22 protein-coding genes and 1 pseudogene are annotated in these 26000 nt (G+C 67.2%); 12 read left to right on the top strand and 11 right to left on the bottom strand.

Annotated features, from left to right (window positions below):
- Nucleotides 1-7: 7 nt before the first annotated feature.
- The 7 genes from ABD719_RS09040 to ABD719_RS09070 form a co-directional block, all read right to left on the bottom strand.
- The gene (locus ABD719_RS09040) at nt 8-688 is read right to left on the bottom strand and encodes a response regulator transcription factor (RefSeq protein ID WP_344693018.1); all 681 of its coding nucleotides are present in this window, start codon (nt 686-688) and stop codon (nt 8-10) included.
- A complete protein-coding gene (locus ABD719_RS09045; RefSeq protein WP_344693019.1) occupies nt 688-3357 on the bottom strand; it encodes a DUF4118 domain-containing protein in 2670 nt (889 codons plus the stop codon). Before ABD719_RS09045 ends, ABD719_RS09040 begins: the two co-directional genes overlap by 1 nt.
- A complete protein-coding gene (gene kdpC, locus ABD719_RS09050) occupies nt 3357-3929 on the bottom strand; it encodes a potassium-transporting ATPase subunit KdpC (RefSeq protein ID WP_344693020.1) in 573 nt (190 codons plus the stop codon). Before kdpC ends, ABD719_RS09045 begins: the two co-directional genes overlap by 1 nt.
- 11 nt (nt 3930-3940) lie before the next feature.
- Entirely contained in the window at nt 3941-5977 is a 2037-nt protein-coding gene (gene kdpB, locus ABD719_RS09055; protein ID WP_344693022.1) for a potassium-transporting ATPase subunit KdpB, read from the bottom strand.
- A 14-nt stretch (nt 5978-5991) separates the two neighbouring features.
- Complete coding sequence (kdpA, locus tag ABD719_RS09060; RefSeq protein WP_344693023.1) at nt 5992-7695, bottom strand: potassium-transporting ATPase subunit KdpA; 1704 nt, start codon at nt 7693-7695, stop codon at nt 5992-5994.
- Nucleotides 7696-7708: 13 nt separating this feature from the next.
- Nucleotides 7709-7798 carry a K(+)-transporting ATPase subunit F gene (gene kdpF / locus ABD719_RS09065; RefSeq protein WP_038665721.1) on the bottom strand — a complete coding sequence of 30 codons (90 nt, stop codon included), beginning with the start codon at nt 7796-7798 and terminating at the stop codon, nt 7709-7711.
- Between the two features lie 140 nt (nt 7799-7938).
- Complete coding sequence (locus ABD719_RS09070; protein ID WP_344693025.1) at nt 7939-8808, bottom strand: TorF family putative porin; 870 nt, start codon at nt 8806-8808, stop codon at nt 7939-7941.
- A gap of 276 nt (nt 8809-9084) precedes the next feature.
- On the opposite strand from ABD719_RS09070, the gene ABD719_RS09075 reads away from it, so the two are divergent.
- From ABD719_RS09075 to ABD719_RS09115, 9 genes are read left to right on the top strand one after another with little or no spacing between them, the layout of a single operon-like run.
- Nucleotides 9085-10263, top strand: coding sequence for an inositol-3-phosphate synthase (locus ABD719_RS09075; protein ID WP_344693026.1), 1179 nt, complete (start codon nt 9085-9087; stop codon nt 10261-10263).
- Between the two features lie 10 nt (nt 10264-10273).
- The gene (locus ABD719_RS09080; RefSeq protein ID WP_344693027.1) at nt 10274-11167 is read left to right on the top strand and encodes a hypothetical protein; all 894 of its coding nucleotides are present in this window, start codon (nt 10274-10276) and stop codon (nt 11165-11167) included.
- Nucleotides 11164-12273, top strand: a complete 1110-nt coding sequence (locus tag ABD719_RS09085) for a class I SAM-dependent methyltransferase (protein ID WP_344693029.1) — start codon at nt 11164-11166, stop codon at nt 12271-12273. Before ABD719_RS09080 ends, ABD719_RS09085 begins: the two co-directional genes overlap by 4 nt.
- Nucleotides 12270-13274 (top strand): Gfo/Idh/MocA family protein, encoded by a 1005-nt coding sequence (locus ABD719_RS09090; protein ID WP_344693030.1) that lies wholly within the window; start codon nt 12270-12272, stop codon nt 13272-13274. The genes ABD719_RS09085 and ABD719_RS09090 overlap by 4 nt, the downstream gene beginning before the upstream one ends.
- The gene (locus ABD719_RS09095; RefSeq protein WP_344693031.1) at nt 13265-14080 is read left to right on the top strand and encodes an MBL fold metallo-hydrolase; all 816 of its coding nucleotides are present in this window, start codon (nt 13265-13267) and stop codon (nt 14078-14080) included. Before ABD719_RS09090 ends, ABD719_RS09095 begins: the two co-directional genes overlap by 10 nt.
- Nucleotides 14077-15585 carry a YcaO-like family protein gene (locus tag ABD719_RS09100; RefSeq protein ID WP_344693032.1) on the top strand — a complete coding sequence of 503 codons (1509 nt, stop codon included), beginning with the start codon at nt 14077-14079 and terminating at the stop codon, nt 15583-15585. Before ABD719_RS09095 ends, ABD719_RS09100 begins: the two co-directional genes overlap by 4 nt.
- Nucleotides 15582-16412 carry a sugar phosphate isomerase/epimerase family protein gene (locus ABD719_RS09105; RefSeq protein ID WP_344693033.1) on the top strand — a complete coding sequence of 277 codons (831 nt, stop codon included), beginning with the start codon at nt 15582-15584 and terminating at the stop codon, nt 16410-16412. The genes ABD719_RS09100 and ABD719_RS09105 overlap by 4 nt, the downstream gene beginning before the upstream one ends.
- Nucleotides 16412-17626 (top strand): glycosyltransferase family 4 protein, encoded by a 1215-nt coding sequence (locus tag ABD719_RS09110; protein WP_344693034.1) that lies wholly within the window; start codon nt 16412-16414, stop codon nt 17624-17626. Before ABD719_RS09105 ends, ABD719_RS09110 begins: the two co-directional genes overlap by 1 nt.
- A complete protein-coding gene (locus ABD719_RS09115) occupies nt 17623-18312 on the top strand; it encodes a PIG-L deacetylase family protein (protein ID WP_344693035.1) in 690 nt (229 codons plus the stop codon). Before ABD719_RS09110 ends, ABD719_RS09115 begins: the two co-directional genes overlap by 4 nt.
- Nucleotides 18313-18320: 8 nt before the next feature.
- Here the strand turns inward: ABD719_RS09115 and pdeM are convergent, their stop codons facing one another.
- Nucleotides 18321-18983 (bottom strand): ligase-associated DNA damage response endonuclease PdeM, encoded by a 663-nt coding sequence (pdeM, locus tag ABD719_RS09120; RefSeq protein WP_344693036.1) that lies wholly within the window; start codon nt 18981-18983, stop codon nt 18321-18323.
- A gap of 120 nt (nt 18984-19103) precedes the next feature.
- Between pdeM and ABD719_RS09125 the strand changes: the two genes are divergently transcribed.
- A complete protein-coding gene (locus tag ABD719_RS09125; protein WP_344693037.1) occupies nt 19104-19469 on the top strand; it encodes a hypothetical protein in 366 nt (121 codons plus the stop codon).
- Here the strand turns inward: ABD719_RS09125 and ABD719_RS09130 are convergent.
- Nucleotides 19450-20856 carry a M20/M25/M40 family metallo-hydrolase gene (locus tag ABD719_RS09130; RefSeq protein ID WP_344693039.1) on the bottom strand — a complete coding sequence of 469 codons (1407 nt, stop codon included), beginning with the start codon at nt 20854-20856 and terminating at the stop codon, nt 19450-19452. The genes ABD719_RS09125 and ABD719_RS09130 overlap by 20 nt on opposite strands.
- A gap of 345 nt (nt 20857-21201) precedes the next feature.
- On the opposite strand from ABD719_RS09130, the gene ABD719_RS09135 reads away from it, so the two are divergent.
- On the top strand, nt 21202-21354 hold the full coding sequence (locus ABD719_RS09135; protein ID WP_344693040.1) for a hypothetical protein: 153 nt from the start codon (nt 21202-21204) through the stop codon (nt 21352-21354).
- Here ABD719_RS09135 and ABD719_RS09140 read toward each other — a convergent pair.
- Complete coding sequence (locus ABD719_RS09140; RefSeq protein WP_344693041.1) at nt 21344-21997, bottom strand: PAS domain-containing protein; 654 nt, start codon at nt 21995-21997, stop codon at nt 21344-21346. The two genes, ABD719_RS09135 and ABD719_RS09140, sit on opposite strands and share 11 nt — an antisense overlap.
- A gap of 133 nt (nt 21998-22130) precedes the next feature.
- Nucleotides 22131-25238 (bottom strand): DUF4982 domain-containing protein, encoded by a 3108-nt coding sequence (locus ABD719_RS09145; protein ID WP_344693042.1) that lies wholly within the window; start codon nt 25236-25238, stop codon nt 22131-22133.
- A gap of 182 nt (nt 25239-25420) precedes the next feature.
- Between ABD719_RS09145 and ABD719_RS09150 the strand changes: the two are divergent.
- A pseudogene (locus ABD719_RS09150) lies at nt 25421-25999 on the top strand (FadR/GntR family transcriptional regulator); the annotation flags it as partial.
- Nucleotide 26000 lies beyond the last annotated feature (1 nt).

The following is a 26000-nucleotide window of genomic DNA, read 5'->3' on the forward strand; positions in this document are numbered from 1 at the left end:
CTGGTCGTCAATGGTCGGCGCGCAACCGGTAGCCGACGCCCAGTTCGTTGGCGATGACGCTGCCGACCGGGCCCGGCGCCTCCAACTTCTGACGAAGGTTGCGCACGACGATCCGCAGATATTCGACCCTCGGATCCTCATCGCCGGTCCAGGCCGCCGCCAGGATGCGATCATGGGTCACGACCCGGCCGGCATGGTGTGTGAGCATCGCCAGCACGCCATATTCCTTGCGGGTCAGGTGCATTTCCTCCCCCGCACGGCAGACGATCCGTCGGTCGAGGTCGATGACCAGATCGCCATGACGCACGATCTTTGCCGCCACTCCGCCGCGATGGCGCAGCGCGACACGCAGGCGGGCGAGCAGTTCCTCGGTATCGAACGGCTTGGATACGAAATCATGCGCGCCGAGATCGAGCGCTGCGACTTTTTCCTCCGTGGCGTCGCGGGCGGAGACGATCAGGATGGCGGGATCGGCATCCTTCAGCAGCAACGGGATCAGCCCCAGCCCGTCCCGATCCGGTAGACCGAGATCGAGCAGGATCGCGTCGGGATGGTCGGATGCCGCCCGCAACAGCGCCGTGCGGGCGTCCGCCGCCTCAAACACGGCATGGCCCGCGCGTTCCAGCGTGTTGCGCAGCAGCCGCCGGATCGAGGATTCGTCGTCGACGACCAGTATCGTGGCAGGCATCAGATGTGACCTTCTGGAGCGTGGCGGACGATCAGCCCGGCCGGAAAGATCAGGGTAAAGACGGCCCCGGGTTCGTCGTCGCGGCTACCTGCTTCCACCGTCATCCCCATCGCCTCGGCGAACGCCTTGACGATCGCGAGACCCAGGCCGGTCCCACCGACCGCGCGATCGGAGCCTTCGAGGCGGTGGAACGTCTCGAACACTTCCGCCTCACGCCCCGGCGGCAGGCCCGGTCCATGATCGCGCACCGCCAGCCTGATCTCGCCGTAGCAATGGGTCGCCGCAACGACGATCTCTGTACCGGGATCGCCATAACGGCCCGCGTTATCGAGCAGGTTGAGCAGGCAATGGTGCAGCAGTTGCGGATCGATCCGGACCAGCGGCAGCGACGGCGGCACATTGAGGCGCACGTCATGGCCCTGTAGCGCGCGGCGGGCATCATGTGCTGCACCCGCCACCGCGTCGCTCAGGTCGGTCGCCTCGATCGCGAGTTTCAGCGCGCCCGCCTCGACGCGAGCCATGTCGAGCAGGTTGGCGACGAACCGGTTGAGCCGGGCGGACTCACTTCGGATGGTCGCGACCAGCTCCGGGGTTGCACCGTGATCGAGCTGGTCCGCGGCGACGATCACGGCGGTCAGCGGCGTGCGCAGATCGTGGCTGACCGACGACAGCAGCGCCGTGCGCAGCCGGTCGCGGGTGCGCACGGCCTCGACATCGCGCATCTCGCTTTCCAGTCGAAGTCGTTCGAGTACCAGCGCCGCCTGATCGATCAACCCGCTGAGCAGGGGCAACCGGTCCGCCCGTACCGGATCACCGCCGCTTTCCCGGGCCACCCCGATCACCGCCAATACTCGGTCGCCGGCCGTCAAGGGCTGGAACAGCCATTCCGATGCGGCGAGCGTCCCCGATCCCTTGCCGGCAGCGGTGCCGTTGTCGAACGCCCAGTTCGCCGCCGCCATGTCCATCGTATCGAGCCGATAGTCGGTGGTGCTCGCCGCCTGCACCCCCAGCCCGGTCCCGCCGGAAGGGGCCAGCACCACCGTTTCCACGTCGAACAGCCCGGCGACGTCGTCACAGATCATCCGCGATGCGATCGCGGGATCGTTGACCGCGCTCAACCGGCGCAGGAAGCCCGCCAGCGTGGCGTTGGTGCGGGCGCTGGCCGCCGCCATGTCCGCCTGCGTCCGCACGCGCGCCGTCAGCTGGCTGGTCGCGATCGCCACGCCGAGCAGGACGAAGACCGACACCAGATTCTCGGGGTTGCTGACGCTCAACGTCCCCACCGGCGGCAGGAAGAAGAAATTGTAGGCAAGGCTGGAGGCGATCCCGGCGAACAGGCCGGTCCGCAGCCCGAACAGGCTGGCCGCCGCCATCACCGGCAGCAGATACAGTAACGCGACGTTGCCGAGTTCCAGGATATGGAACAGTGCACTGGCCAGCGCCGTGACCAGCGCCACCAGCACCAGCGCGATCGCGTAACCCGCCTTCGGCTCCCGGACCGGTTCCGACCGGCCGGCAGGAGACGGCGGGGCATAATCCTCCAGCGGGAGGACATGGATCGTCACCCCCGGCGTTTCGCGGACGAGACGATCGACGATCGATCCGTGGAGGAACTCGAACCAGCGCGACCGCCGTGACTTGCCGACGACCAACTGGGTCGCGCGGGCATCGGTCAGGAAACTACGAATGCCCTCTACTACTGACGGCGCCGGCACGGTAGCGACCGCCGCCCCCAGCTGCGTCGCCAGCGTCATCACTGCGGCAACCCGCTGGTGCTGCGCCTCGCCGAACTGCGCGGTCCGGGGGGTTTCGACGAACAGCGCGGTCCAGGGGCCATGCAGCCCGTCCGCCACCCGCTTGGCCGCCCGCACCAGTCCATCCGCGCCAGGCAGCTCGTTGATCGCAACGACGATGCGCTCGCTGCCCGCCCATGTTCCGCCCACGCCCAGGGCGCGAACATGCTCCAGCATCTGCGCATCGACCGCCTGCGCCGCGCGGCGCAAGGCGAGTTCACGCAGGGCCGACAGGTTGGATCGCGAGAAGAAATGGCCCAGCGCGCGGGTTGCCTCGTGCGGCAGATAGACCTTGCCCGCCTTCAGCCGCTCGATCAGTTCGTCCGGTGGGATGTCGACGACCTCGATCTCCGCCATCTCCAGGATACGGTCGGGCACTGTCTCTCGCACCCGGACGCGAGTGAAGCCCGCGACGATGTCGTTGAGGCTTTCGACATGCTGGATGTTGACGGTCGAATAGACGTCGATCCCGGCGGCCAGCAATTCCTCGACATCCTGATAGCGTTTGGGATGGCGACTGCCGGGGGCGTTGCTGTGTGCCAGTTCGTCGACCAGCACCAGCCGGGGTGCTCGCGCCAGGACGGCGTCCATATCTATCTCACCGAGCGTATGCCCTTCATAGGCGACCGCGCGCCGGGGCACGATCTCATGACCACGGGTCAGCGCCTGGGTTTCGACGCGCCCGTGCGTCTCGACCACACCGATGACGACGTCGACGCCGTCACGGCGGCGGCTCGTCCCCTCGGACAGCATCTCGAAGGTCTTGCCGACACCCGGGGCGGCGCCGAGAAAAATCTTCAGCCGTCCCCGCCCCTCCTGTACGGCGGCGCGCAGCAGGGCATCCGGATCGGGTCGGTCGGCGCCGCCGGCCGTCATCAGCGCGGCGTGGCGTCCAGCGCGCGGTTCAGCCCGAGAACGTTGACGTGCGCCTCGCCGAAGGGCGACCGCTCGGTCGCCGCAATGACGATCCCGCGCACGGTCGCGTCGGGCAACCCGCGAACCCGGGCAATCCGCGGCACCTGCACCAGCGCTGCCGCGGGCGACAGATCGGGATCGAGGCCGGAGCCGCTGGCCGTGACGAGGTCGGCGGGCAACGGCCCCTTTACCCCCTCGGCGCGCTGGCGGGCAATGTCGGGCCTCACCCGGTCGACCAATGCCCGGCTGGCGGGGCCGAGGTTCGATCCCGACGAGGCGAGCCCGTCATAGCCCTTGCCCGCCGCCGACGGCCGGGTCCGGAAATAGCGATCGGTGGTGAAAGCCTGGCCCACTACCGTCGATCCGATCACCCGGCCGGCGGCGTTGCGCACCAGACTGCCATTGGCCTGCCCCGGAAAGATCGTCTGCCCTATGCCGGTCATCGCCAGCGGATACACGATGCCGAGCAAGGCTGCGAACAGGATCGTCATGACGATCGCGGGCCGCAAGGCGGATGAGAAGTCGTTGCCCATGATGGTCTTCCTTATGCGAGGCCGATGCCGCCGACGAGCAGGTCGATGGCCTTGATGCCGACGAAGGGGGCCAGCAGGCCGCCCAGCCCGTAGATGGCGAGATTACGGGCGAGAAGCGGCCCGGCCGCCATCGGCCGATAGGTCACGCCGCGCAGTGCCAGCGGCACCAGCATCGGGATGATGACCGCGTTGAAAATGATCGCCGACAGTATCGCACTCTGCGGGCTGCCCAGCGCCATGACGTTGAGCACGCCGAGATCGGGATAGAGCGCCACGAACATCGCCGGAATGATCGCGAAATATTTGGCGACATCGTTCGCGACCGAAAAGGTGGTGAGCGCACCGCGCGTCATTAGCAGTTGCTTGCCGAGCCCGACGACCTCGATCAGCTTGGTCGGATCGCTGTCGAGATCGACCATGTTGCCCGCCTCGCGCGCGGCCTGTGTGCCGGTGTTCATCGCGACGCCGACATCCGCCTGCGCCAACGCGGGCGCATCGTTGGTGCCGTCACCGCACATCGCGACCAGCCGGCCACCCTGCTGCTCCTTGCGGATCAGCGCCAGCTTGTCCTCCGGGCTGGCCTGAGCCAGAAAATCGTCGACACCGGCCTCCGCGGCGATCGCCGCGGCGGTAAGCGGGTTGTCGCCGGTAATCATCACCGTGCGGATACCCATCTGCCGCAATTCGCCGAACCGTTCGCGGATACCGGCCTTGACCACATCCCTCAGGAAGATCGCGCCGAGCAGGCGGCCGTCACGTGCGACCGCCAGCGGCGTGCCGCCTGCGCGGGCGATCTCGTCGGTGATCCGGCGCAGTTCGGTCGCGGCGGCGGTTTCACCGACCCCCGGATTGGCCTTCAGAATCGAGTCGACGGCCCCCTTCTGCACCAGCATGTCGGGCGTCCGCACGCCGGAAATGCGGGTCTGCGCCGTGAACGGGATCACCTCCGCCCCCCGCGGCAGATTGGTGGTGCGCACCCCGAACCGGTCACGCGCCAGCACGACGATCGAGCGGCCCTCCGGCGTCTCGTCGGCCAGGCTGGCGATCAGAGCCGCCTCCGCCAGTTCCGCATTGGTCGCGCCGCCGACGCTGCGGAACGCGCTGGCCTGACGATCGCCGATCGTGATCGTGCCGGTCTTGTCGAGCAGCAGCACGTCGATATCGCCCGCCGCCTCCACCGCGCGCCCCGACTTGGCAAGCACGTTGAAGCGGACCAGCCGGTCCATGCCCGCGATCCCGATCGCCGACAGCAGTGCTGCAATCGTGGTCGGGATCAGCGTGATGAGCAACGCCGCCAACATTGCGACGGGGATCGATCCGCCAGCGTAGCTGGCGAAGCCGGGGATGGTGCCGACCGCGATCAGGAAGATGATGGTCAGCCCGACCAGCAACAACGTCAGCGCGATCTCGTTGGGCGTCTTCCGGCGCTCCGCCCCCTCGACCAGCGCGATCATGCGGTCGAGAAAACCCTGGCCCGGCATCACCGTCACGCGCACGCGGATCTCGTCGGAGATGACGCGCGTGCCCGCGGTGACGGCAGAGCGGTCGCCGCCCGCCTCGCGGATCACGGGCGCGCTCTCGCCGGTGATCGCGGCCTCGTTGACCGAAGCGACGCCGGATACGACATCGCCGTCCGACGGGATCAGGTCGTTCGTCTCGACGAGTACGATGTCGCCGACCTTCAACTGGCTGGCGGGCACGTCGTCATACTGGCGGCCATCGCCGCGCAGCCGCTTGGCGGTCAGTTCCGCCTTGGTGGCGCGCAGGGAAGCGGCCTGCGCCTTGCCGCGCCCCTCCGCCAGTGCTTCGGCAAAGGTGCCGAACAATACGGTCAGCCACAGCCAGACGACGAGTTGCAGCTTGAAGCCGATGGTCAGCTCGTCATCGCCGATGACGAGCAGGACCGTCATCAGGAGGGCGACGACAGCGGTGACGAACATCACCGGGTTGCGGATCAGTTCCGCAGGCCTGAGTTTGACGAACGCAGCCTTGATCGCGGGCACGACCAGGTCGGCGGTGAACAAGCTCTTGCTGGAGGTCTTTGCCATGTCGGGCCCGCCTTTCAGGACAAGGTGCCGTGGATCATCGCGAGATGATCGGCGATGGGGCCGAGCGCGAGGCTCGGCAGGAAGGTGAGGCCGCCCAGGATCAGTACGATCCCGACGAGCAGACCTACCCACAGGCCGCCAGTGGTCGGGAACGATCCGGCGCTTTCCGGTGTGTGCTTCCTGGCGGCAAGGCTGCCGGCAATGGCGAGCATCGGCACGATGATGAAGAACCGCCCGATCCACATCGCGACGCCAAGCAGCCCATTGTACCAGGGCGTGTTGGCGGTGAGACCGGCAAAGGCGGAGCCGTTGTTACCGACCGCGCTGGTGAAAGCGTAGAGAATCTCGCTGAACCCGTGCGGCCCCTTGTTGAGCGGCCCGGCCAGCCCCTGTGCCACCACCGACGACAAGGCGGTCAGCCCAAGGATCGTCAGCGGCAGCACCGCGATCGCCAGCACCGCCAGCTTCACCTCGCGCGCCTCGATCTTCTTGCCGGCATATTCGGGGGTCCGCCCCACCATCAGCCCGGCGACGAACACCGCCAGGATCGCGAACAGCAGGAACCCGTAGATGCCGGCGCCGACGCCCCCGATCACCACCTCGCCCAATTGGATGTTAAACAGCGGGATCATCCCGCCCAGCGCGGTGAAACTGTCGTGCATCGCGTTCACCGCGCCGCATGACGCGGCGGTGGTCACCACCGCGAACAGGGCCGAGGCGGCGATGCCGAACCGGGCCTCTTTGCCCTCCATGTTGCCGCCCGCGATACCTAGCTGGTGCAGCACCGGATTGCCCGCCGCCTCCTGCGCATAGGTGACGGTGGCCCCGGCGAGAAACAGGATCACCATCGCCGACAGGATCGCCCACCCCTGCCGCGTGTCGCCCACCGCGCGGCCGAACGTCCAGGTCAGCCCGAAGCCGATCAGGAAGATCGACAGCATCTGGATCAGGTTGGTCAGCGCGGTCGGATTCTCGAACGGGTGAGCGCTGTTGGCATTGAAGAAGCCGCCACCATTGGTGCCGAGCATCTTGATCGCTTCCTGGCTGGCGACCGGCCCCAGCAGCAGCGACTGTTTCGCACCCTCCAGCGTGGTGACGTCGACCACCCCCGCCAACGTCTGCGGCACGCCGCTGGCGATCAGGAACGTCGCATAGACGATGCTGATCGGGAGCAGCAGGTACAGCGTGACCCGCGTCACGTCCGCCCAGAAATTGCCGATAGCCCCCGCTTCGCGTCGCGCGAATCCGCGGAACAGGGCGAAGGCGAGCGAGATGCCCGTCGCCGCCGACAGGAAGTTGTGGATCGTCAGCCCAAGCATCTGGCTGAGGTTCGACATCGTCGTCTCGCCGCCATAGCTCTGCCAGTTGGTGTTGGTCGCGAAGCTGACCGCGGTGTTGAACGCCAGCGGCGGCGACAGCCCTGCCAGCCCCTGCGGATTGCCCGGCAGCACGCCCTGCAATCGCAGCACCGCATAGGTAAACCCCATCAGGACGACATTGAAGACGATCATATGGACGGCGTAACGGCGCCATCCCTGCTCCTGACCGGGGTCGATGCGGGCCAGCCGGTAGAAGCCCGCCTCGACAGGGCCCAGAACGAGGTGGAGCGGCGTGCGGCGGCCTTCGTACAGCGCGAACAGCCACGCACCGACCGGCTTGGCGAGCGCGAGCAGCACGGCGACGAAGCCGAGGATCAGGAACCAGCCCTGGATAGTCATGCGTCCGCTCCCTTCAGAAGCGTTCGGGGCGGATCAGCACCGCCACCAGATATAACAGAAGGCCGAGCGCGGTCAGTGCCGCCAGCCATAGATCGAGGGTCATCGCGTCACCTCAGGCCCGGGTTGAAGCCGGGGTTGAGCCCGGAACTAGGCATTGTTGCACAGGCGGACATAGGCGAGCGTCATCGCCACCAATCCGGCCATGATGGCGGTCCAGAGCAGGTCTTCCATTGCCGGTGCTGCTCAAAACGCCGCGGTCAGCGACGCGACGACAGTGCTGCCGGCGATAGTGCCGGTACCGTCCTGCCCCTTGCTGAAGCTGGGTCGCAGATAGGTCGCCTCGCGCCGCGAAATGTCGGTATCGATGTACGACATGCCGACCGTCAGCTTCTGCCAGACCGCGTCCATGCCGAGCGACCAGTCCCAATATCCGCCCGTCGGCGCGATCGCGGTGGCGTTCGGGCCAAGCCCGTCCTGACCCCGACTGTGGCCGATGTGCGCCTTGCCGGTGAACGGCGTGCCCGCGACCGCCACGGCACCGTCACCCCACAGATACAGGTTGTCGCCCCTGCCGCCCGGATGGTTGTACAGGCCGGCCACCGCGTCGGCGCCGGTGTCGTACCATTTGCCGATCGCCTGCTGTTTCGGTGCATAGGCGACACCGGCGGTCAGGGTCGCAGGGCCCGCAGTACCGGTAAGCTTGGCATAGGGTTCGGCGAAGTCGGTCTTGTCCGCGCCGCCCGGATACATGTACCAGGTCAGCCCGATGTCCAGCGTCGCGTTGCCGGCCAGCGCCGCCTTGTAGCCGCCGATCAGGTCGAGCTCCATATTGGCACCGCCGAAGGTACCCCAGCCCGCAAGGCTGGAAGCCCAGCCACCGACGTACAAGCCGCTGTCGTGTGCGATGGTGATGCCGCCCTGCACGGTCATGTTCCGATCGGATTGCGACACGCCGCGAAAGCGGTAGTCGGACGCGATCGATGTCGATCCGCTGACGGTGATCGCGGGCGGTGGCATGGTCCCGTTCGCGACCTTGTCTCCGGGTGTCGACTGCGCCAGCGCAGCGGCGGGCATCCCGACAAGCGTGACGATCAATGATGATATAAGCTTCATTCTTGCCCCCGACGGAACCGGCCGCCGCTGGGTGCGGATGCGGCCTTAAGGACAGGGGATTAGGCGCATGTCGCGTAGCAATTCGAGATCGATTCCGGGAAAGGGCATATAGCGCGCATATAGCCGCCGCATTTTCCGGCGGCGGTCGCGGCACGAAGACCCCGCCGGGCAACCTATGTATCCCATCGTCGAGTTTTACCCCGTTCTATTAACCACATAGTTGGACATTGCGTCCCGGTTGGCTAGCCAGCCCGTCCAAACTTGAAGGACGAACCTATGGGCGAACGGGTCGGAATCGCAGTGATCGGGCTGAACGGGGCGGTGGCCACCACCGCTGCGGCGGGGATCGCGATGATACGGGCGGGATCGAACGATCTGTCCGGATTGCCACTGGCGGCGCGCGACGTCGACGGGATGGCGGCGTATCGCGACCTGTATTTCGGCGGCTGGGACCTCAGCCATGACGATCTCGCCACCGCCGCGATGCGCCATGGCGTGATCGGCGAAAAGGAGCTCGCCAATGGCGCGTCCAGCCTGTCGGCGATGCGGCCATGGCCGGCGGTCGGCTCGACCGATTTCTGTGCGAACATCGACGGCGCGAACAAGATCGCCGCCCCCGGCCACCGTGCTGCGGTCGAGCGCATCCAGCAGGATCTCGCGACGTTCAAGGCCGACCAGAATCTCGACCGGGTGGTGATGGTCAACCTGGCCTCGACCGAGCGCAAGGCCGATCTGGGCGCCGCAGCGCTTACCAGCGTCGAAGGGTTCGAACGTGGGCTGGACGAGGACGATGCGGCGATCAGCCCGGCGATGCTCTACGCCTATGCCGCGATCGCCAGCGACACGCCCTACGCCAATTTCACCCCCTCGGTCGCGGCGGATGTCGCGCCGCTCGCCGAACTGGCGCAGCGGCGCGGCGTGCCGGTGGCGGGCAAGGACGGCAAGACCGGGCAGACGCTGATGAAGACGGTGATCGCACCGGCGCTGCGCGACCGCGCGCTGCATGTCGATGGCTGGTTTTCGACCAACATCCTCGGCAATTCCGACGGGCTCGCGCTTGATGATCCCAAGAGCCTTGCCTCCAAGGTGGACACCAAGAAATCGGTGCTCGACCAGATTCTCGGTTATCCGGTCGAAGATCACATCATCATGATCCATTATTACAAGCCACGCGGCGACAATAAGGAAGCGTGGGACAATATCGACCTGACCGGCTTCCTCGGCCAGAAGATGCAGCTGAAGCTGAACTTCCTGTGCAAGGACTCGGTGCTGGCCGCGCCGCTCGCGATCGAGATCGTTCGCTGCCTCGCGCTGGCGCAGCGGCGCGGCGATGGCGGCGTGCAGGAGCAAATGGGTATCTTCTTCAAGATGCCGCAAACCGCCGGCGGCAACGAGGCGATCCATGCATTCGGCGAACAGCAACTGATCCTCGACCGCTGGCTCGACACGCAGTGAGCGAACGGACGTGAGGTTCGATGCATCGGCGCTGCCGCTGCTGCGCGAACTGGGCGATCTGAAGCGTATCAGCTCGGCAGAGCGGGACGGGTCGATCGCCGAGCGGCTGTTCCTGCGCGGCTGGGCGGCGCTGGCGGCGGGCAATCCGCCTGTGTCGGTGATGAGGCGGATCGTCGCCGCCGCGCTGGCCGCCGCTAGGCTCGGCGATCTGGATCGCGCGACGCTGGCCGATCTCGGCCTGTCGGATGCGGAGGCGCTCGCAGTGCTGGAACGCGGGTTCGACGAGGTGGCGGCGGGGCTGGAACCAGCGCTCGCGCTCGAACTGCGCGGCGCGCTGGCAGACGGAGCGCCGCCGGCCGGGCCGGTGCCGCATTTTGCGGTGCAGCAGGCGGGCCAGCCCCGCGCGGGGGTCACCTGCCCCGGCCGGCCGCGCCTGTTGCTCCAGCCGCCTGAAAACCATGCCGAACATTGCCTGATGGTGGCGGTGTACGGCGTCATCGCCGCACCGGGATACGGTGCCGATGCCACCGAAGTGTTTCTGGCGGGGATGGCGCATCATTTCCACAACGCGGCGATGCCCGATGCGGGCTTCACCGGCGAAGTGCTGCTCGGCGATCTGCTCGACCGCGTGATCGCACAGGCGCGCGAGCGGGCGATGGCGATGCTCGATCCGGCGGTGGCCGCGCCGGTGCGCGCCGCACTCGTCCCGATCGGCGGCAACGAAACCCCGGCGGCGCGCGCCTTCCACGCCGCCGACGTGATCGACCGCGTGCTGGAGATCGAACAGCATCTGCGTGCCGCCTCGGCGACGATGGATACGGTACTGCACACCTATGAACTGGTCCATGCCGGCCCGGTCAAGACGTTCCATGACGGGGTGCTGGCGGAGGTCGGGCTGCTGTGACGTCGCCGGCCGCGATCTGGCGCTCGCCCGTTACCGGCCGGGTATTGAGCGCCGATACCCCGCATTCGCTGGCGGCGCCGGGCGAGCGGTGGCCGGTGGTCGACGGCATTCCCTACCTGCGCACCGACAGCGAAGGGCTGGTCGCATTGGCGCTCGACCATCTCGACGCGGGTTGCCCGGACGATGCGCTGGTCGCCCTGCTGACCGATCAGGACGCGTGGTGGACCGGACCGGCGACCGATCTGCGCGAGTTGAAGCGACTGGTGCGCGAACGCGACACGCTGTCGCTGCGTGAAGCGATGGCCCTGCTGCGGATGGGCCCGGTCGCGGATTATTTTGCGCATCGCTGGTCCGATCCGACCTATCTGGCGGGGCTGGCGCTGGTCGAGGCGCATTGGCAATCGCCCGCCACCGCGTTCGAACTCGCCTGCGGGATCGGCCATTACCTGCGCGACCTGACCGCGCGCGGTGTCGCCTGTCTGGGCGCAGACGTGGTGTTCGCGAAATGCTGGCTGGCGAAACACTGGGTCGCGCCGCTGGCCGATTATGTCGTGTTCGATGCCGCCGCGTGCTGGCCAGTGGCGGGGCAGCGGTTCGATCTGGTCCAGTGCCACGATGCTTTCTATTTCCTGCCCGACCAGCCCCGCGTCGCGGCGCGGCTGCGCGAGGCGGTAGCGCCCGGCGGGGTGCTGGCGGTCGGCCATCTCCACAACGCGGCGGTCGCCGGCGGGGCGAAGGGACCGGCGCAGCGGGCGGCGGATTGGGGGGCGCTGTTCCCCGAAAGCACGGTTTATGACGAACGCGAGTTGCGCCGGGCCCTGCTGGCGGGCGACGTACCCGTATCGACCGGGTGGTCAGATGATGACGGGATCGAGGCGTGGTCGCTGGTCGAGGGACCGGCCAGGGCGGTGCGACCGCTGACGGGCGGACTGGCAATGCCGGTGGCAGAGGCCGGGTTGCGCCCCAATCCGCTGCTGGCGGACGGCATCCCGCACTGGCCGTCGGACCGTTACCGGGACGAATATGGCGACGCCTGCACGTGGTTGACGGCGGCGGGCGATCCCGCGCGTACCCGCCGCCTCGTCGATCTGCCGGTGCGATGGTGAGCGTGCGTTGGGGCATCGCCGGCTTCGGCTGGGTCGCGCGCGATTACATGGCGCCGGGGATCGAGGCGGCGGGCGGCACGCTGGTCGCGATCGCGGATCCGTCGCCGCTGGCGCAGGCGAGCGCCGGGTCTGCCGGACTGCTGACCTTCGACGATACCACGACGATGCTGGCGGATGGCGGGGTCGATTGCCTCTACGTCGCCACCCCCAACCATCGCCACGCCGATCCGGTGCGGGCCGCGATGGCGGCGGGTGTGCCGGTGCTGTGCGAGAAACCGATCGCCGCCACGCTGGCGGATGCCGAGGCGATTGGCGCGGCGGTGGGCGACCGCCTGTACGGCACCGCGTTCGACCAGCGCCATCACCCCGCCCACCGCGCGATGGCCGCCGCGATCCGCGACGGTGCGATCGGCCGGCCGATCGCGGTCCGCATCGTCTATGCCTGCTGGGTCGATCCAGCATGGTCCCCGGACGGCAGTGAGGGGGGAGCGTGCAACTGGCGCGCCGATCCGGCGGCGGCGGGGGGCGGCGCGGTAATCGACCTCGCGCTGCACGGCCTCGATCTGGCGGAACTGTTGCTGGGTGAACCGCTGGCGCGGCTGCACATCGACCTGCAACGCCGCATCCATGATTACCCGGTCGACGATGGCGGCATCCTGTCGGGCCGGACCGGCGGCGGCATCCTGTTCCAGAGCCATGTCGCCTATAACTGCGCCGAGGTGCTGCCGCGCCGCCGGCTGGAGGTGCTGGGCGAACACGGCCTGCTGGTCGCCACCGACACGATGGGCCAGACCGCCGGCGGCACCGTGACGCTGAGCTGCGGCCGGACGGGGGCGGAAAGCGCCCTAGCCTTCGATGCCGCAATGTCCCCCTTCGCGGCACAGGCCGCCGCCTTCGCCGCCGCGACGCGCGGCGGACCGCATGATTTCTCCATTGACCGGGATCTGTCGCTAATGCGCCTGTTCGACGCCGCCTATGCACGGGCATTGTCATGCCTTTGAGTTGGTATGCCTGCGCGCATTGCGGATTCTGGCAGCGCCATTTCGCACCCGCCGACTGCCCGGTCTGTACCGATACCCGCAACGACCTGCCGGAGGATGGCTGGCATTTCCTGCCCGAGGCGGAGGTGGCGGCAACGCATGACGGCGGTTGGCGGCAAGTCGCGGACGATCTCTGGGCGTTCACCACTACGCCCCATCTGGGGCTGGGCGGCACCGGCTGGCTGATCGTGCGCGACGGCGGCAACATCGCGTTCGAGGCGGCGCCCTATTACTCGCCCGCGATGCTCGACCAGATCGCCGCGCTCGGTGGCATCCGCTTCCTCGCCGCCAGCCACGCGCACGGCTATGGCGCGCTGTTCCAGTTGCAGCGGGATTGCGGGCCGGAAATGCTGGCGATTCACAGGGACGACTTGGCGATGACCAAGGCGTTCCGCGTCACCACCCCGTATGACGACGTGCTGGAACTGGCGCCCGGCTACACGCTCCATCACGTCGGCGGCCATTACGAGGGGCAGGCCGCATTGCACGACGCGCCCGGCCGCCGGCTGTTCTGTGGTGACATGTTCAAGGTGGATCAGGATGCGGCCGGTGTCAGCCACGCCATCTCCAGCCACAAGGCGTTCCACAAGGACATCCCCCTGACCCATGGCGAGATCCGCCAGTACCGCGACGTGATCGCGCCGCTGGCGTTCGACGCCGTGCTGACCCCGTTCGAATACGCACCCGAGGTCGATCGCGACATCGCGGTCGCGGTGCTGGACGAGGCCCTGACCCGCGCCCCCGGCGTCAAGAGGATACCATTATGACCACATCCCGGATCACCGGCCTGCCGGGTGACCTCGGTCCCGCCTGCCGCACCTATCTCGACGCGTTTCCGGCGGGCGACATCGTCGCCTTTCCGATCGATCCGATCGACCGGATCGGGATTCCTGTCTGGGTGGTGGCGCTGTTCCCCGACACGCCCGCGCTGGACGGCATCATGCCCTATGGCGTCGGCTACGGTGCGGATGCGGAGTCCGCGATCCTCGGTGCGCTCGGCGAAATCGCCGAGATGGTGTGGCCGACGCTGACCCTGTCGGCCCGCACGAAGATACAGGGCAGCTATGCAGAACTACGTGACAAGGTTGGTGCAAGCGGTATCGCCGATCCGTTGACGCTGTGCCTGCCCGCGGGATCGCCGGTCGGGCACGATACGGTGCTCGACTGGGTGGAGGCGCGGCGCTGGGCGGACGGATCGGCGGTGCTGGTGCCGATCGACCTCGCCGCCTATTCCTCGTGCGAACTGACGCCCGGTTACGTGCCGTTCACGACGATCATCTCCAACGGCATGGGCGCGGGACCGGACCTCGACTGGGCGATCGGGCATGGCTTGTGCGAAATCCTGCAACGCGACGGTAACGGGCTGCTGTTCCGCGCGCTGGACCGGGGCGTCGCAATCGACCTGGCTGAAGAGCCGCCGGCGGCGATCGCCGAACTGATCGAGCGGTTCGCGGCGGCAGGCGTGCGCGTCGTACCAAAATTCGCGACCGACGAATTCGGACTCGCCAACGTCTATTGTGTCGGCGTCGACGAGGGTGCGGAACCGGCGGTACCGATCATGGCGACCGCTTGCGGCGAGGCGGCGCATCCCGACCGGACGCTGGCGCTGGCCAAGGCGTTTGCGGAATATGCCGCCAGCCGCGCGCGCAAGGCGTTCGCCCACGGCCCGATGGCGCTGGCGGAGGCGATCGCGCCACCGGGTTATATCGCGCGCTTCATGGAGCGATCCGGCGGTGCCGCCAAATCCAGCGACGGCCGCGCCTTTGTCGAGATGCAGCGCTGGACCCGGACCGATGCCGCGACGCTGCGCGACTGGCTGGCGGAGACGATGCTGGCCGAACGCACCCGCATCGATGTCGCTACGCTGCCGGACGCGTCCGTGCCCAATGCGCGTACGCGTGGGCAACTGGCACGGGCGGCGGTGGAGGCGGCCGGGTTCGACATCCTCTATGTCGACATGTCCCCCGCCGATGGCGCGGTCGCGGTGGTCAAGGTGATCGTGCCGGGCATGGAGGTGGAGACGATGAGCTATTATCGGATCGGCGAGCGCAACGTCGCCAAGCTGGTGGCGATGGACAGCCCGCTGATCGGCTTCGGCGGGGAGGAAAGCGCCACGCGTCGTCCAGTCCGCCTGACCGACGAGGCGATCGAACGACTCGGCGGCCAGCCCTTCTTCGACACCGCCGCCGCCGATGCGATCGTCGGCCCGCTCTATCCCCTGTACCGGGAGCCGGAGGCGCATCACGTCGCCTGGGCGGAGGCGACGGCATGACGCTGCGGTTCGCCTACAACACCAACGGCGCGGCCAACCACCGGCTGGACGATGCGCTGACCCTGATCGCGGAGGCGGGGTATGACGGCGTCGCGCTGACGCTGGACCACCACCACCTCGACCCGTTCGCGGACGGCTGGGCGCGGGAGGCGGAGCGCCTCGCGGCCCGGCTGCGCGCGCTGGGGCTGGGCGTGGTGATCGAGACGGGCGCGCGCTACCTGCTCGACCCGCGCGACAAGCACGAACCGACTTTGGTCACCGCCAATCCCGCCGGCCGCGCCCGCCGCGTTGCCTTCCTGGCCCGCGCGATCGAGATCGGCGCGATCATGGGGGCGGAGACGGTGTCGTTCTGGGCCGGCGTGCCCAAGCCCGGCGTCACTCGCGCCGATGCGCTCGACTGGCTGGACGCCGGGCTGGCACAGGTGATCGACCATGCCACGCGCCTGGCCATGCCCGTCAGCCTCGAACCCGAACCGGGCATGGCGATCGAGACGGTCGCCGATTACGACCTGCTCGCCGCCCGGCATCCCGATCTGCGACTAGCGCTGGACACCGGCCATTGCCTCGTCACGCAGGATATAGCGCCGGACGCGGCGATCCATGCCTATGCCGACCGGCTCGGCACCGTCGCGATCGAAGATATGCGCCGGGGCGACCACACCCATCTTCCCTTCGGGCAGGGCGACATGGACATGCCCGCGGTGCTGACCGCGTTGACGGCGATCGAGTTCGACCGGTTGGTCTGCGTCGAACTGTCGCGCGAAAGCCCGCGCGCGCATCAGGCGATTCCGGAGGCAATCGGCTGGCTGCGCGGAGCGATGGCCTGATGCGCGTCTGCTTCGTGTCGCGGCGGTTCTTCCCGGCGATCTCGGGCATGTCGATCTATGCGATCAACCTGCTGCGCCAGCTCGTCGCGGGCGGCCATGACGTGACGATGGTCAGCCAATATTACGGCGATCCCGCCCGCGCCCTCGTCTATGGCGGCGGGCCGCCGCCGCCGGTGCCGGGCGTGCGGGTGATCGGCCTCGAAGCGATGGGCGAGCAGGACGGCGGCGATTTCGAACGCGATATCGATGCGATCGTCGCCACCATCGTTCGTGAACACACTGTGCAGCCGTTCGATGTCCTCCATGCACAATATGGCTATCCTACCGGCTGGGCGACGATGATCGCGGCGGCGCGGCTGGGGCTGCCCTGCGTGATCTCGATCCAGGGCGGCGACGGCCACTGGGTCGGCTCCTGCTGCGAAACGCACCGGCTGGCGATGGTGCGGGTGCTGGATCATGCCGGCGCGCTGCTGATCGGCGGCGAGAGTTTCGCAGGCGAGGTCCACGACCGGCTCGGCACCGCGCGCGACCGGTTCACGATCGTACCGGGCGCGGTCGATACCGGTCACTTCACCCCGGCCTCCGACCGGGCGGATGCGGACGACGGCCCCGTGCGGTTCTTGTATCATGGCCGCGTCGATCGCCGGAAAGGCGTGCTCGATTTCCTCCACGCCCTGCCGATGGTGGCGGGGGACTGGCGGGCGACGATCTCCGGTATCGGTCCCGATGTGGCGCCCGCGCGGGCGCTGGCGACGGCACTGGGGCTGGACGACTGCGTCGCCTTTACCGGCTATGCCGATTACGATGCGGTGCCGGCCTTGTATCGCACCCACGACGTGTTCGTCTCGCCGACCTATGCCGAGGGTTTCTCGAACACCATCCTCGAAGCGATGGCGAGCGGGCTGGCCGTGCTGTCATGCTATGCGGTCGGTGTCGTCGACTGCCTGCGCGACGGGGACAACGGATTGCTGACCCAACCGGGTGACATTCCGGAGCTGGCGGCGGCGCTGACCCGGCTGGTCGCGGAAGCTGATCTGCGCCACCGGCTGGCAACCAGCGCGCTGGCCGAATGCCGGCGCGTGTATAGCTGGGACGCGGTCGGCCGGCAGATCATGGCCATCTATGCCGATCTTGGCGGGCATCCGCAGGCCGCGTTTGACACCACCCTCCCCCGCACGCCGTGCCGGTTCCGTGCGGACCCGCACCTGCTGTGAAGCTGCTCGCGCTGTCGCCGCATCTGGATGATGCCGCCTTTTCCGCCGGTGGCCTGCTGGCGGCACGAGCCAACCGGGGGTGGGACGTGGCGATCACGACCTGCTTCACCGGCAACGTCGCGGCGCCGACCGGCTTCGCACTGGCCTGCCAGCTTGACAAGGGACTGCCGGCCGACATCGACTACATGGCGCTGCGCCGGGCCGAAGACATGGCGGCGTGCCGCGAACTGGGCGCGCGCGCTATCCACCTGCCCTTTCTGGAGGCGCCGCACCGTGGCTATGCCTCGGCCGCCATGTTGTTCGGACCGCGGCGGGACGACGACCGCATCGTCGACCGGCTGGCCGAAACGCTGGCGGCACTGTTGGCGGCGGAACGGCCCGATCTGGTGCTCGGGCCATTATGTCTGGGCGATCACGTCGATCATCACGCCGTACGGGATGCGATGACACAGGTCTGCGCGGGATATGACGTACTGCTGTGGGAGGATTGGCCCTATGCGGATCGCGAGCAACGCATTGCCGCCGTGCCGGCGCTGGTCGAACCGTTGACCCCCGATACCCGTCGCCGCCGGATCGCAGCCTGTGCGGCTTATGCCACGCAACTCGGTTTCCAGTTCGGCGGGGTCGAGGCGATGGCGGCGCGGATCGACGTAATGACCGAGGAACGCTACTACGTTCCGAACTGACCGACCAGTCAGGCCGCCAGTGGAAAGCGCAACAGCCGGTTCTCCACGGGCACCAGCGCGTGCGCGGCAGTGCCAACTGCGCGGACGATCGCGGGATGTCCGGCATCGAGTCCGCCGGTCAGCGATCCGAAGGCGGGCAAGATCAGCTTGGTCGTGCTGGCGACGAAGCACCGCCGTGCGATCTGGCGTCCACGGACTCGAATGCGCAGCTTGGGATGGAAATGGCCCGACAGTTCCGGCCGGCGATCGGCGGGATCGGCCTCGTGCCGCAGGACCAGTCCATCGATCGTCACTTCGGTCGCAACCGTGCCGCCACAGGGTCCGGCGATCGCGGGATCGTGGTTGCCGGTGATCCAGGTCCACGCCACCGTATCAGTCAGCGATCGCAATATCGCCTGCGCGGCGGCAGGCAGACGCTCTCCACCGCCCACGTCGTGGAAACTGTCGCCCAGGCACCAGATCGCCCGTGCGCCCGTGCGTGTCGCCAGCGCTGCCAGCGCCTCCAGCGTCGCGATCGAATCATAAGGTGGCAGGAACTGACCGCCGCCCGCCAGCCAGCTCGCCTTTTCCAGATGCAGGTCGGCGACCAGCAGTGCGCGGTGCGCCGGCCAGAACAACGCGCCCTCGGACAGCGCCTGGAAATCATGCCCGCCGAACGAAAGGGGAACCATGATCCGGCCATGCCCGGCCCGTGCCGGCCGCGCAAGGGCGAGAAGCGATGGCGATCCATTCGCCGGGTGCATGACGGCGTCACGGGGCCTATGCAGGCGATCCGTCACAAGGAATTGCCGATGATCCTGTCACTTCTGCTCGCCGCCGCCGCAACCCAGGCCCCCGCCGCCGCGCCGGCCCGCCTGTCGCCCGAAGCGGCGGACGCGCGCTGCGTCGTGGTGCTCGGTTTCATCAACACCCAAGGCAAGCTGACACCCGAGCGAGCAGAAGCGGTGAAGAACGGCACGATCTATTATCTGGGCAAGCTGCGCGGTCGCAATCCCGGCGTCAATCTGCCCGCGACACTGGATGCCGCCGCCAAGCTGGCGACCGCACAGAAGGTGAATGTCGGGCCGGAAGCGCAACGATGCGGGGCCGAACTGGCGCAATTGGGCGCCGCCACTGCCCGCCCCGCCGGCATGCCTCCTACCCCGCGTAAGCCCTGACCAGATCGAACAGATAGTCGCGCGCGTCATAAAGCGAGCGCACGCGCACCCGCTCGTTCAGGCCGTGCGTCCCGCTGCCGTCGCGGTCGACGAACATGCCCGGCACGCCGTAAACCGGGATGCCGATCGCGCCCAGAAACACGCCGTCGGTCGCGCCGGTCGACATGAACGGCGCCATCGGCACGCCGGGAAAGTGCTTCGCCGCCAGCTTTCGCGCCGGCTCGACGATTGCGGGATTCAGCGGCGGCGGCACCGCGATCGGGCGGACCGGCTGGTTGGCGGTCACCATCACGGCTGGCCCCGCCAGTCGTTGAAGCGTTGCCAGCGTGCCGTCCACCGTCTCACCGGGGAAAATGCGGCAGTTAACGTTGGCGGTGGCGCGCTGCGGCAGCGCGTTTTCGGCATGACCCGCCTTCAGCAGCGTCGCGACGCAGGTGGTACGCAGCGTCGAATGGAACGCCTTGTCCGCGCTGACGATCGCATCCGCCGACTGGTCGGTCGGATCGGCCAGTAGACGGGTGATCGCGTTCGCCATCACCGGCGCGCCCGTCCGCGCGGTGGCGATGAAATAGGCGCGGGTCGTATCGGTAAAACGGACCGGGAATTCATACCCCTGCACCGCCTTCACCGCATCGGCCAGTTGGTAGATCGCATTGACCGGCACCGGTTGCGAACTGTGTCCACCGGGATTGGTGGCCGTGAAGGTATAGTTCTGCGCTGCCTTCTCCCCCACCTGCAACGCCAGCGCCTCGCGACGGCCATCCGCACCCAGACGGCCGCCGCCGCCCTCATTCAGCGCGAATTCGGCGGCGATCAGCGCCGGCCTGTTCTGTGCCAGCCACTGTGCGCCGTTCCAGGCAAAGGTCGTCTCCTCGCCGCAGGTCAGCGCCAGCTTGATCGTCCGCTTCGGGCGCGGGCCGGCGGTGCGCAGGCGGATCAGCGTATCCGACCAGATCGCTGCCTGCGCCTTGTCGTCGATCGTACCCCGGCCATAATAATAGCCGTTCTCTTCGATCAGGGTGAACGGATCGCGCTCCCAGTCGGCCCGGTTGGCCTCGACCACGTCGAGATGCGCCAGCAGCAGCATCGGCTTCCTTGCCGGATCGCTGCCCGGCAGCGTCGCGACGATCCCGCCCTCCTTGGGATGCTCGGGTACAGAGAAGGATACGAGTTCGGCATCGGCGAACCCCGCCGCCTTCAACCGTGTGCCGATCTGCGTCGCCGCCTGCGTGCAACTGCCCGCCGACAGCGTCGTGTTCGTTTCGACCAGTTGCTTGTAAAGGTCGAAGAACGCCTTTTGATCGGCCCGACCCTGTGCCGTCGCCGGCGTTGCGCTGCTCAGCACAGCGATGACTGCCACACCCGCCATCGCCCTGATCCGCCGCATCGCCATATCCCCCAAGTCGCTGGCTGGGCAGTAAAGCCGGTCAAGACACGGTACGCAACCGGCATCGGTCGACGCCGGCTGACGGACGGATCAGGTCCGTCCGTTCGGCATCGGTGGCTGTGGACGCGGCTTCGGCCGCAGGATCGCCCGCAGCCGGACATAGGCCGGAGGGTCAGCAATACCGGGGCGACCGCGCCGATCATGCCGGCCAATTCCGGACGCCGGCCGGTAACTGCGTAGTGTCTTGCCGGATGCTTACCTATTTTTCACTTGGCATGAGACAGATAACGGCGTCACATCACGCGTGACGCATCGCGCTCGCAATTTCAGGATCGGATCGGATCGATGACCAAGGTGACCGACACACCGGCGATCGATATTGCACTCGATCATCTACAATCCGTGCTGGACATACTCGATCAGGCGGATCTGACCGTGGAAGCCGCCATGACCGATCACGTCATCCAGATGCTCAAGGCGACGCGTACTACCCGGTAATTGGCGTCAGGGTCGCCGTCAGCAGCCGCTCCACCTTCACGAGCCCGTGATGCGTCAGTTGCACGGCATCGGGGCGCTGCGTATCGGACTGCGCCAGTCCATGCTGCCGCAATGCCTTCAGCCAGCGCAACACCATTCCCGGATTCATTTCCAACGCCCCGGCAATATCGGCAATAGTCAGCGAGCGTCCCTCCGCTTCGGACAGATATATCTGGATCAGGATCGCCCCGACATAATCGCCGAACAGATCCTGGCCCAATTCCGCCATCCGGCACGAATACAGGTGCCGCATCTGGATCGCCGCCTTCCACATATGACGGGGCGACACGGCAAGCAGTGACGGCTCCTGCCAGAACAAGGTCGACACGAGATGCCCGGCATCATCGAACCGCGACACAAGCAGGTCCGCCTCGATCACGCTGCCATCCGGCCGATGATAGCGCTTGCGCAATTTGGTCGGGACGGCACCATCGACCAAGCCCTCCAGCATCTGCTGGCTTTTGGGGATATCCCCGGCGACGGTGATCGCTTGGTACGACCGGCCTACCAAATCGCTGCCCGGCCGCCGCACCATGTCGCAAAAGGCGGCGTCGACGCTGCGGATGATCCCCGTTCGGGTCGATACGCAATGGGCCGTAGGCATTATCGCTCCTTGATCCGGTGGGGGGGGACACGGCCCGCCGGACAGACCAGTTTGATCCGTATCAAGCTTTTAGCGCCGAATCATCCGTGATGGTAGTATGGGGCCGCACCGGCCGGCATGTCCGCGCATCCGGTCATTTGTCCGGGGTGGCGACCGGCCCATGAAAGTCCGCCTCGACGATCGCCAGCCGCCAGCCGACGGGGACGGCATCGGCGCCGGTATCCCCCGATTGCTTGGCGGTGCCGAGTTCGACGATGCGGCCGAACGCGTCGCGGTCCGCTGTCGGCCCCGTCTGGGCGATCCGCAGGACGCTGCCGGTCGCCGCCGGAAAAGCGATCGTGGCATAGCCGAGTTGCCGCTCGGTCTCCCCCTTCCACACTTCCCTACCATCAAGCGTCAGGCGCAAGGGATAGGCACGGGATCGCCAGCCGATCAGTTTCAGTTCGATCTCGTTCAGTGTCACCGGCCGGTCGAAGCGATATTCTATCCAGGCAGTGTCGGGCTTGCCGTCACTCGCCCAGCGCGACAGTTCGTTGTCGTCGATGGTCTTCGCCGCATCGGCCGGATGAGACCCAGCGACGATGCCTGTCGGCACCATGGTGTTGCGAGTAATTCGGTATGACGGCCCCGCCGGAGTCGGGCCACGCGTCAGCAGGCCGGGTTGCGCATCCTCAGCAAAGCGGCGCGACAGCCCGCCTTGCACCTTGCCCGCTGCGACGGTGGGGATGACGAGCGTCGCGTCCTTCAGACCTGCCGCCGTGGCGGTAAGCCGGACCGGACCAGGCGTCGTACCGGCACGCAGTAGCACGCGATTGACGCCCGCTTCCACCGGCAGGGTCCGCGACAGGATATAATTGTCCTCGCCACGCGCAGTGCCGGCAGTCGGCGTCGTGCCCGGAATGGCCTCGGCCTGCACCGCGACGGCGGCGCGGGGCTTGCCGGAACTGTCGCCCTGCGCGATCCCGCCGCGCCATTCGGCAGGGCCGGTCAGCGCGAAGGCGACCTTGTCGTTAGCGGCGGGCACGCGTCGTCCCCGGGCATCGACCACCTCGACATCGACCAGCGCGATGTCGGCGCCGTCCATCACGAAGCCGCGCGGGCCGGTATGCGGCACCAACCGCAGCGCGACCGGCGGCCCGGCGGTTTCGACGACATGCTCGGACCGGCGGCCATCGGCCCCCGTCGCCACTGCGCGCAACGTGCCCGTCTGCCAGGCCACCCCCGGCCAGGTGAACAGGAACCCGGTCGACCGCTTCCCCGGCCCCAATGAGCGACCGTTTAGAAACAGGTCTACCGCTTCGCCATTGGAGACGACGCTGACATCCTTCGTCGTGCCCGCCGGATAGGTCCAGTGGCCGATGATATGGGTGGCGGGCGCTTCCGGATCGACCCAGCCGTTCCACATGACCTTATGTGCAAAGAATCCCTCCTTGGGCAGCCGCACCGCGTCGACCTCGCCAGAGCGGCGGTAATTGTTGTCGCCGCGATAATGGGTGTTGCTGTCAGACCAGATGATGTTGACGCCGCCCGAACTCACCCGCCGGCCGGTGCCGGGCCGGATACGATAATAATCCCACCAGCGCCGCACATCCTCGATCGCGTGGCTGTCCTGATTGCGGTTGTAATCGGGCGCGTTCTTGTGGAAAGGTGGCGTGAATTCGTCCTGATACAGGCGTGCGCCCTCGTCACGGCTATATTCCATCGCCCACATCGGGTGCTTCGCGCTCTTGTTTATATAGAGCATCTCACCGCCATATTCGGCAATCCTGCTGTCGAGCATCTCGCGCGAGCCGATCGCACGTCCGCCCTGCGGATCGTAGCGGTCGCGGATCGCCTTCATCTCGGCCATGTGCGGCTCGCTGATGCTTTCGTTGCCGCTTTCGTAGAACAGGATCGAGGGGTTGTTGCGGTTATAGACGATCGCGCTCCGCATCTGCTCCTTGCGTTGTTCCCAGCGGCGCCCCTCCACGTCGTGCTCGGCATCGCCTGCGGGCATCGCCTGCGGCATCCCGACCCGATCAGCGGATTCGATATCCTGCTTGGACGGGGTGATATGCATCCAGCGAACCATGTTGCCGCCGCTTTCCACCAGCATCGCATTGGAGAAATCGCTGATCCAGGGCGGGATCGACACGCCGACCGCCGGCCATTCGTTCGACGTGCGCTGGGCATAGCCATGGACCTGCATCACCCGTCCGTTCAGCTGGATCATGCCGTCGCCGAACCACGTGCTGCGGAATCCGGTCAGCGTGTCGACCGCATCAATCGCCTTGCCGCCCTCGATCAGGCTGGTCGTCACCCGGTAGAGATAGCCATAACCCCAACTCCAGAAATGCAGGTCCGACAGCCGTCCCGCCGCCGCCAGCACCCGCGTCTCGCCCGGCGCCAGCGTCACGGTGCCGCCGTCCAGCCGCCCGACCAGCCGACCATCGCGGTCGCGTACCTCGGCCCGGTAGGTCAGCGTGCGCGGGCACGCCTCCTCGTTGCGGACCTGCGTTTCGGCATGGACGGTGGCGGCGCGACCGGCGATGTCGAACCCGTCCGCCCAGATATACTGGCCGGTGGTGCCCAGATCAGCGTACAGCGGCAGTGTCTGGTAAGTGCGCGGCGTCAGATGGAGCCGGACGTTCTTGGTGATGCCGCCGTAATTGACGTTGAAATTGCGGTCGTTCCACTGAAAGCCACTCCCGCCGGCCCGCTCCTTGTAGCGCCAGTCATTGTCGACGCGTACCGCGATCAGGTTCTCGCCGGGCTGCAGCGCCGCCGAGATATCCGCGCCGAACGCCATCGCGCCGCTTTCCGACAAAATCACCGAGCGGCCATTGACCCAAACCTCGGCTGCCTGCCGTACACCCTCGAACTCCAGGAACACCTTGCCGGTCGCGGCACCGCGCGGCAGCGTGATGCGCTTGCGATACCAGATGATCCCGGTCGAGAGGTCCTTGATATCGCGCGCGAACGCCTCGCGCTCGTTGAACGCGTTGGGCAATGTCACGGTCTGCCAGCCACGGTCGTCGAAACCGGCCTGCGCTGCGCCTGCCTGATCGCCCGTCGTCATCCGCCAGTCGGGATTGAGATTGAAGGTGCTGCGGCCCGAGGTAACGACGCTGGAGGCATCATGGGCGCATACCGCAGGCGTACACAGCGCGATCGCGGCAACGGCGGCAAGGGAGCGCCAGCGCATCACGTGTGACACGGCGGTACGCGGTTTCGAGCACCGCTCCATCTGGGTCATCAACATCTTCCCCGCTCCATCCCCGTCCGACGATCTACAGGGCAGGTCGACAATTTCTGTCCCGACCTGCCTTATTATCTGGCCTGATCAGAATGCACATGCTGGTCAGGCATGGCAAGCCGATCATACAGGATCGCTGTCCTACCCGCTTACCTTGCCTCCGTATCTCATCTGCTCGAAAAGACCCCATGATCCACGGCTCCCAGAAATTGTACCAGCGCGTCGCCGAAGCGCTGGCAGCGGCGATCGCGGCGGGGCGATATGCGGTGGGCAGCCGCCTGCCGGCGGAACGTGATCTGGCCGTGGAGTTCGGGGTGAGCCGGCCGACGATCCGCGAGGCGATGATCGCGCTGGAAATGCGTGGCATGGTCGAGGCGCGCAACAAATCCGGCGTTTATGTGATCGGCAACAAGGCCAGCGATGGGCGATTGAACGAACTGGATGTCGGCGCCTTCGAATTGATCGAGGCGCGAACCATGGTCGAGGGGGAGGCGGCGGCACTGGCAGCCGTGGCGATCGACGACGCGACGATCGGCAAGCTTCGTGAACTGCTGGACGCGATGACCATCGAGGCGGACCAGCGCGGCAAGGTCGATGTCGACCGCGAGTTCCATCTGCTTGTCGCGGCGGCCTCGGGCAACAGTCTAGTCAGGTCAATGATCGAGTCGCTTTGGGACATTCGGGAAAGTTCGCCGATGTGCGTCCACATGTTCGCTCAGGCACGACGCAACGGCGTCGCTCCACGGGTCGAGGAACACCGTGCCATCG

The sequence above is a fragment of the Sphingomonas cynarae genome, assembly GCF_039537815.1.
GTDB classification, from domain to species: Bacteria; Pseudomonadota; Alphaproteobacteria; order Sphingomonadales; family Sphingomonadaceae; genus Sphingomonas; species Sphingomonas cynarae.

Excerpts from the sequence above, each read along its gene's own strand:
- ABD719_RS09075 (WP_344693026.1), top strand. The coding sequence starts at position 9,085 with ATGGGCGAACGGGTCGGAATCGCAGTGATCGGGCTGAACGGGGCGGTG.
- ABD719_RS09110 (WP_344693034.1), top strand. The coding sequence starts at position 16,412 with ATGCGCGTCTGCTTCGTGTCGCGGCGGTTCTTCCCGGCGATCTCGGGC.
- ABD719_RS09145 (WP_344693042.1), bottom strand. The coding sequence starts at position 25,238 with ATGTTGATGACCCAGATGGAGCGGTGCTCGAAACCGCGTACCGCCGTG.
- kdpB (WP_344693022.1), bottom strand. The coding sequence starts at position 5,977 with ATGGCAAAGACCTCCAGCAAGAGCTTGTTCACCGCCGACCTGGTCGTG.
- kdpF (WP_038665721.1), bottom strand. The coding sequence starts at position 7,798 with ATGACCCTCGATCTATGGCTGGCGGCACTGACCGCGCTCGGCCTTCTG.
- ABD719_RS09100 (WP_344693032.1), top strand. The coding sequence starts at position 14,077 with ATGACCACATCCCGGATCACCGGCCTGCCGGGTGACCTCGGTCCCGCC.
- ABD719_RS09070 (WP_344693025.1), bottom strand. The coding sequence starts at position 8,808 with ATGAAGCTTATATCATCATTGATCGTCACGCTTGTCGGGATGCCCGCC.
- ABD719_RS09140 (WP_344693041.1), bottom strand. The coding sequence starts at position 21,997 with ATGCCTACGGCCCATTGCGTATCGACCCGAACGGGGATCATCCGCAGC.
- ABD719_RS09105 (WP_344693033.1), top strand. The coding sequence starts at position 15,582 with ATGACGCTGCGGTTCGCCTACAACACCAACGGCGCGGCCAACCACCGG.
- ABD719_RS09125 (WP_344693037.1), top strand. The coding sequence starts at position 19,104 with ATGATCCTGTCACTTCTGCTCGCCGCCGCCGCAACCCAGGCCCCCGCC.
- ABD719_RS09130 (WP_344693039.1), bottom strand. The coding sequence starts at position 20,856 with ATGCGGCGGATCAGGGCGATGGCGGGTGTGGCAGTCATCGCTGTGCTG.
- pdeM (WP_344693036.1), bottom strand. The coding sequence starts at position 18,983 with ATGGTTCCCCTTTCGTTCGGCGGGCATGATTTCCAGGCGCTGTCCGAG.
- ABD719_RS09045 (WP_344693019.1), bottom strand. The coding sequence starts at position 3,357 with ATGACGGCCGGCGGCGCCGACCGACCCGATCCGGATGCCCTGCTGCGC.
- ABD719_RS09095 (WP_344693031.1), top strand. The coding sequence starts at position 13,265 with ATGCCTTTGAGTTGGTATGCCTGCGCGCATTGCGGATTCTGGCAGCGC.
- kdpC (WP_344693020.1), bottom strand. The coding sequence starts at position 3,929 with ATGGGCAACGACTTCTCATCCGCCTTGCGGCCCGCGATCGTCATGACG.
- ABD719_RS09040 (WP_344693018.1), bottom strand. The coding sequence starts at position 688 with ATGCCTGCCACGATACTGGTCGTCGACGACGAATCCTCGATCCGGCGG.
- kdpA (WP_344693023.1), bottom strand. The coding sequence starts at position 7,695 with ATGACTATCCAGGGCTGGTTCCTGATCCTCGGCTTCGTCGCCGTGCTG.
- ABD719_RS09135 (WP_344693040.1), top strand. The coding sequence starts at position 21,202 with ATGACCAAGGTGACCGACACACCGGCGATCGATATTGCACTCGATCAT.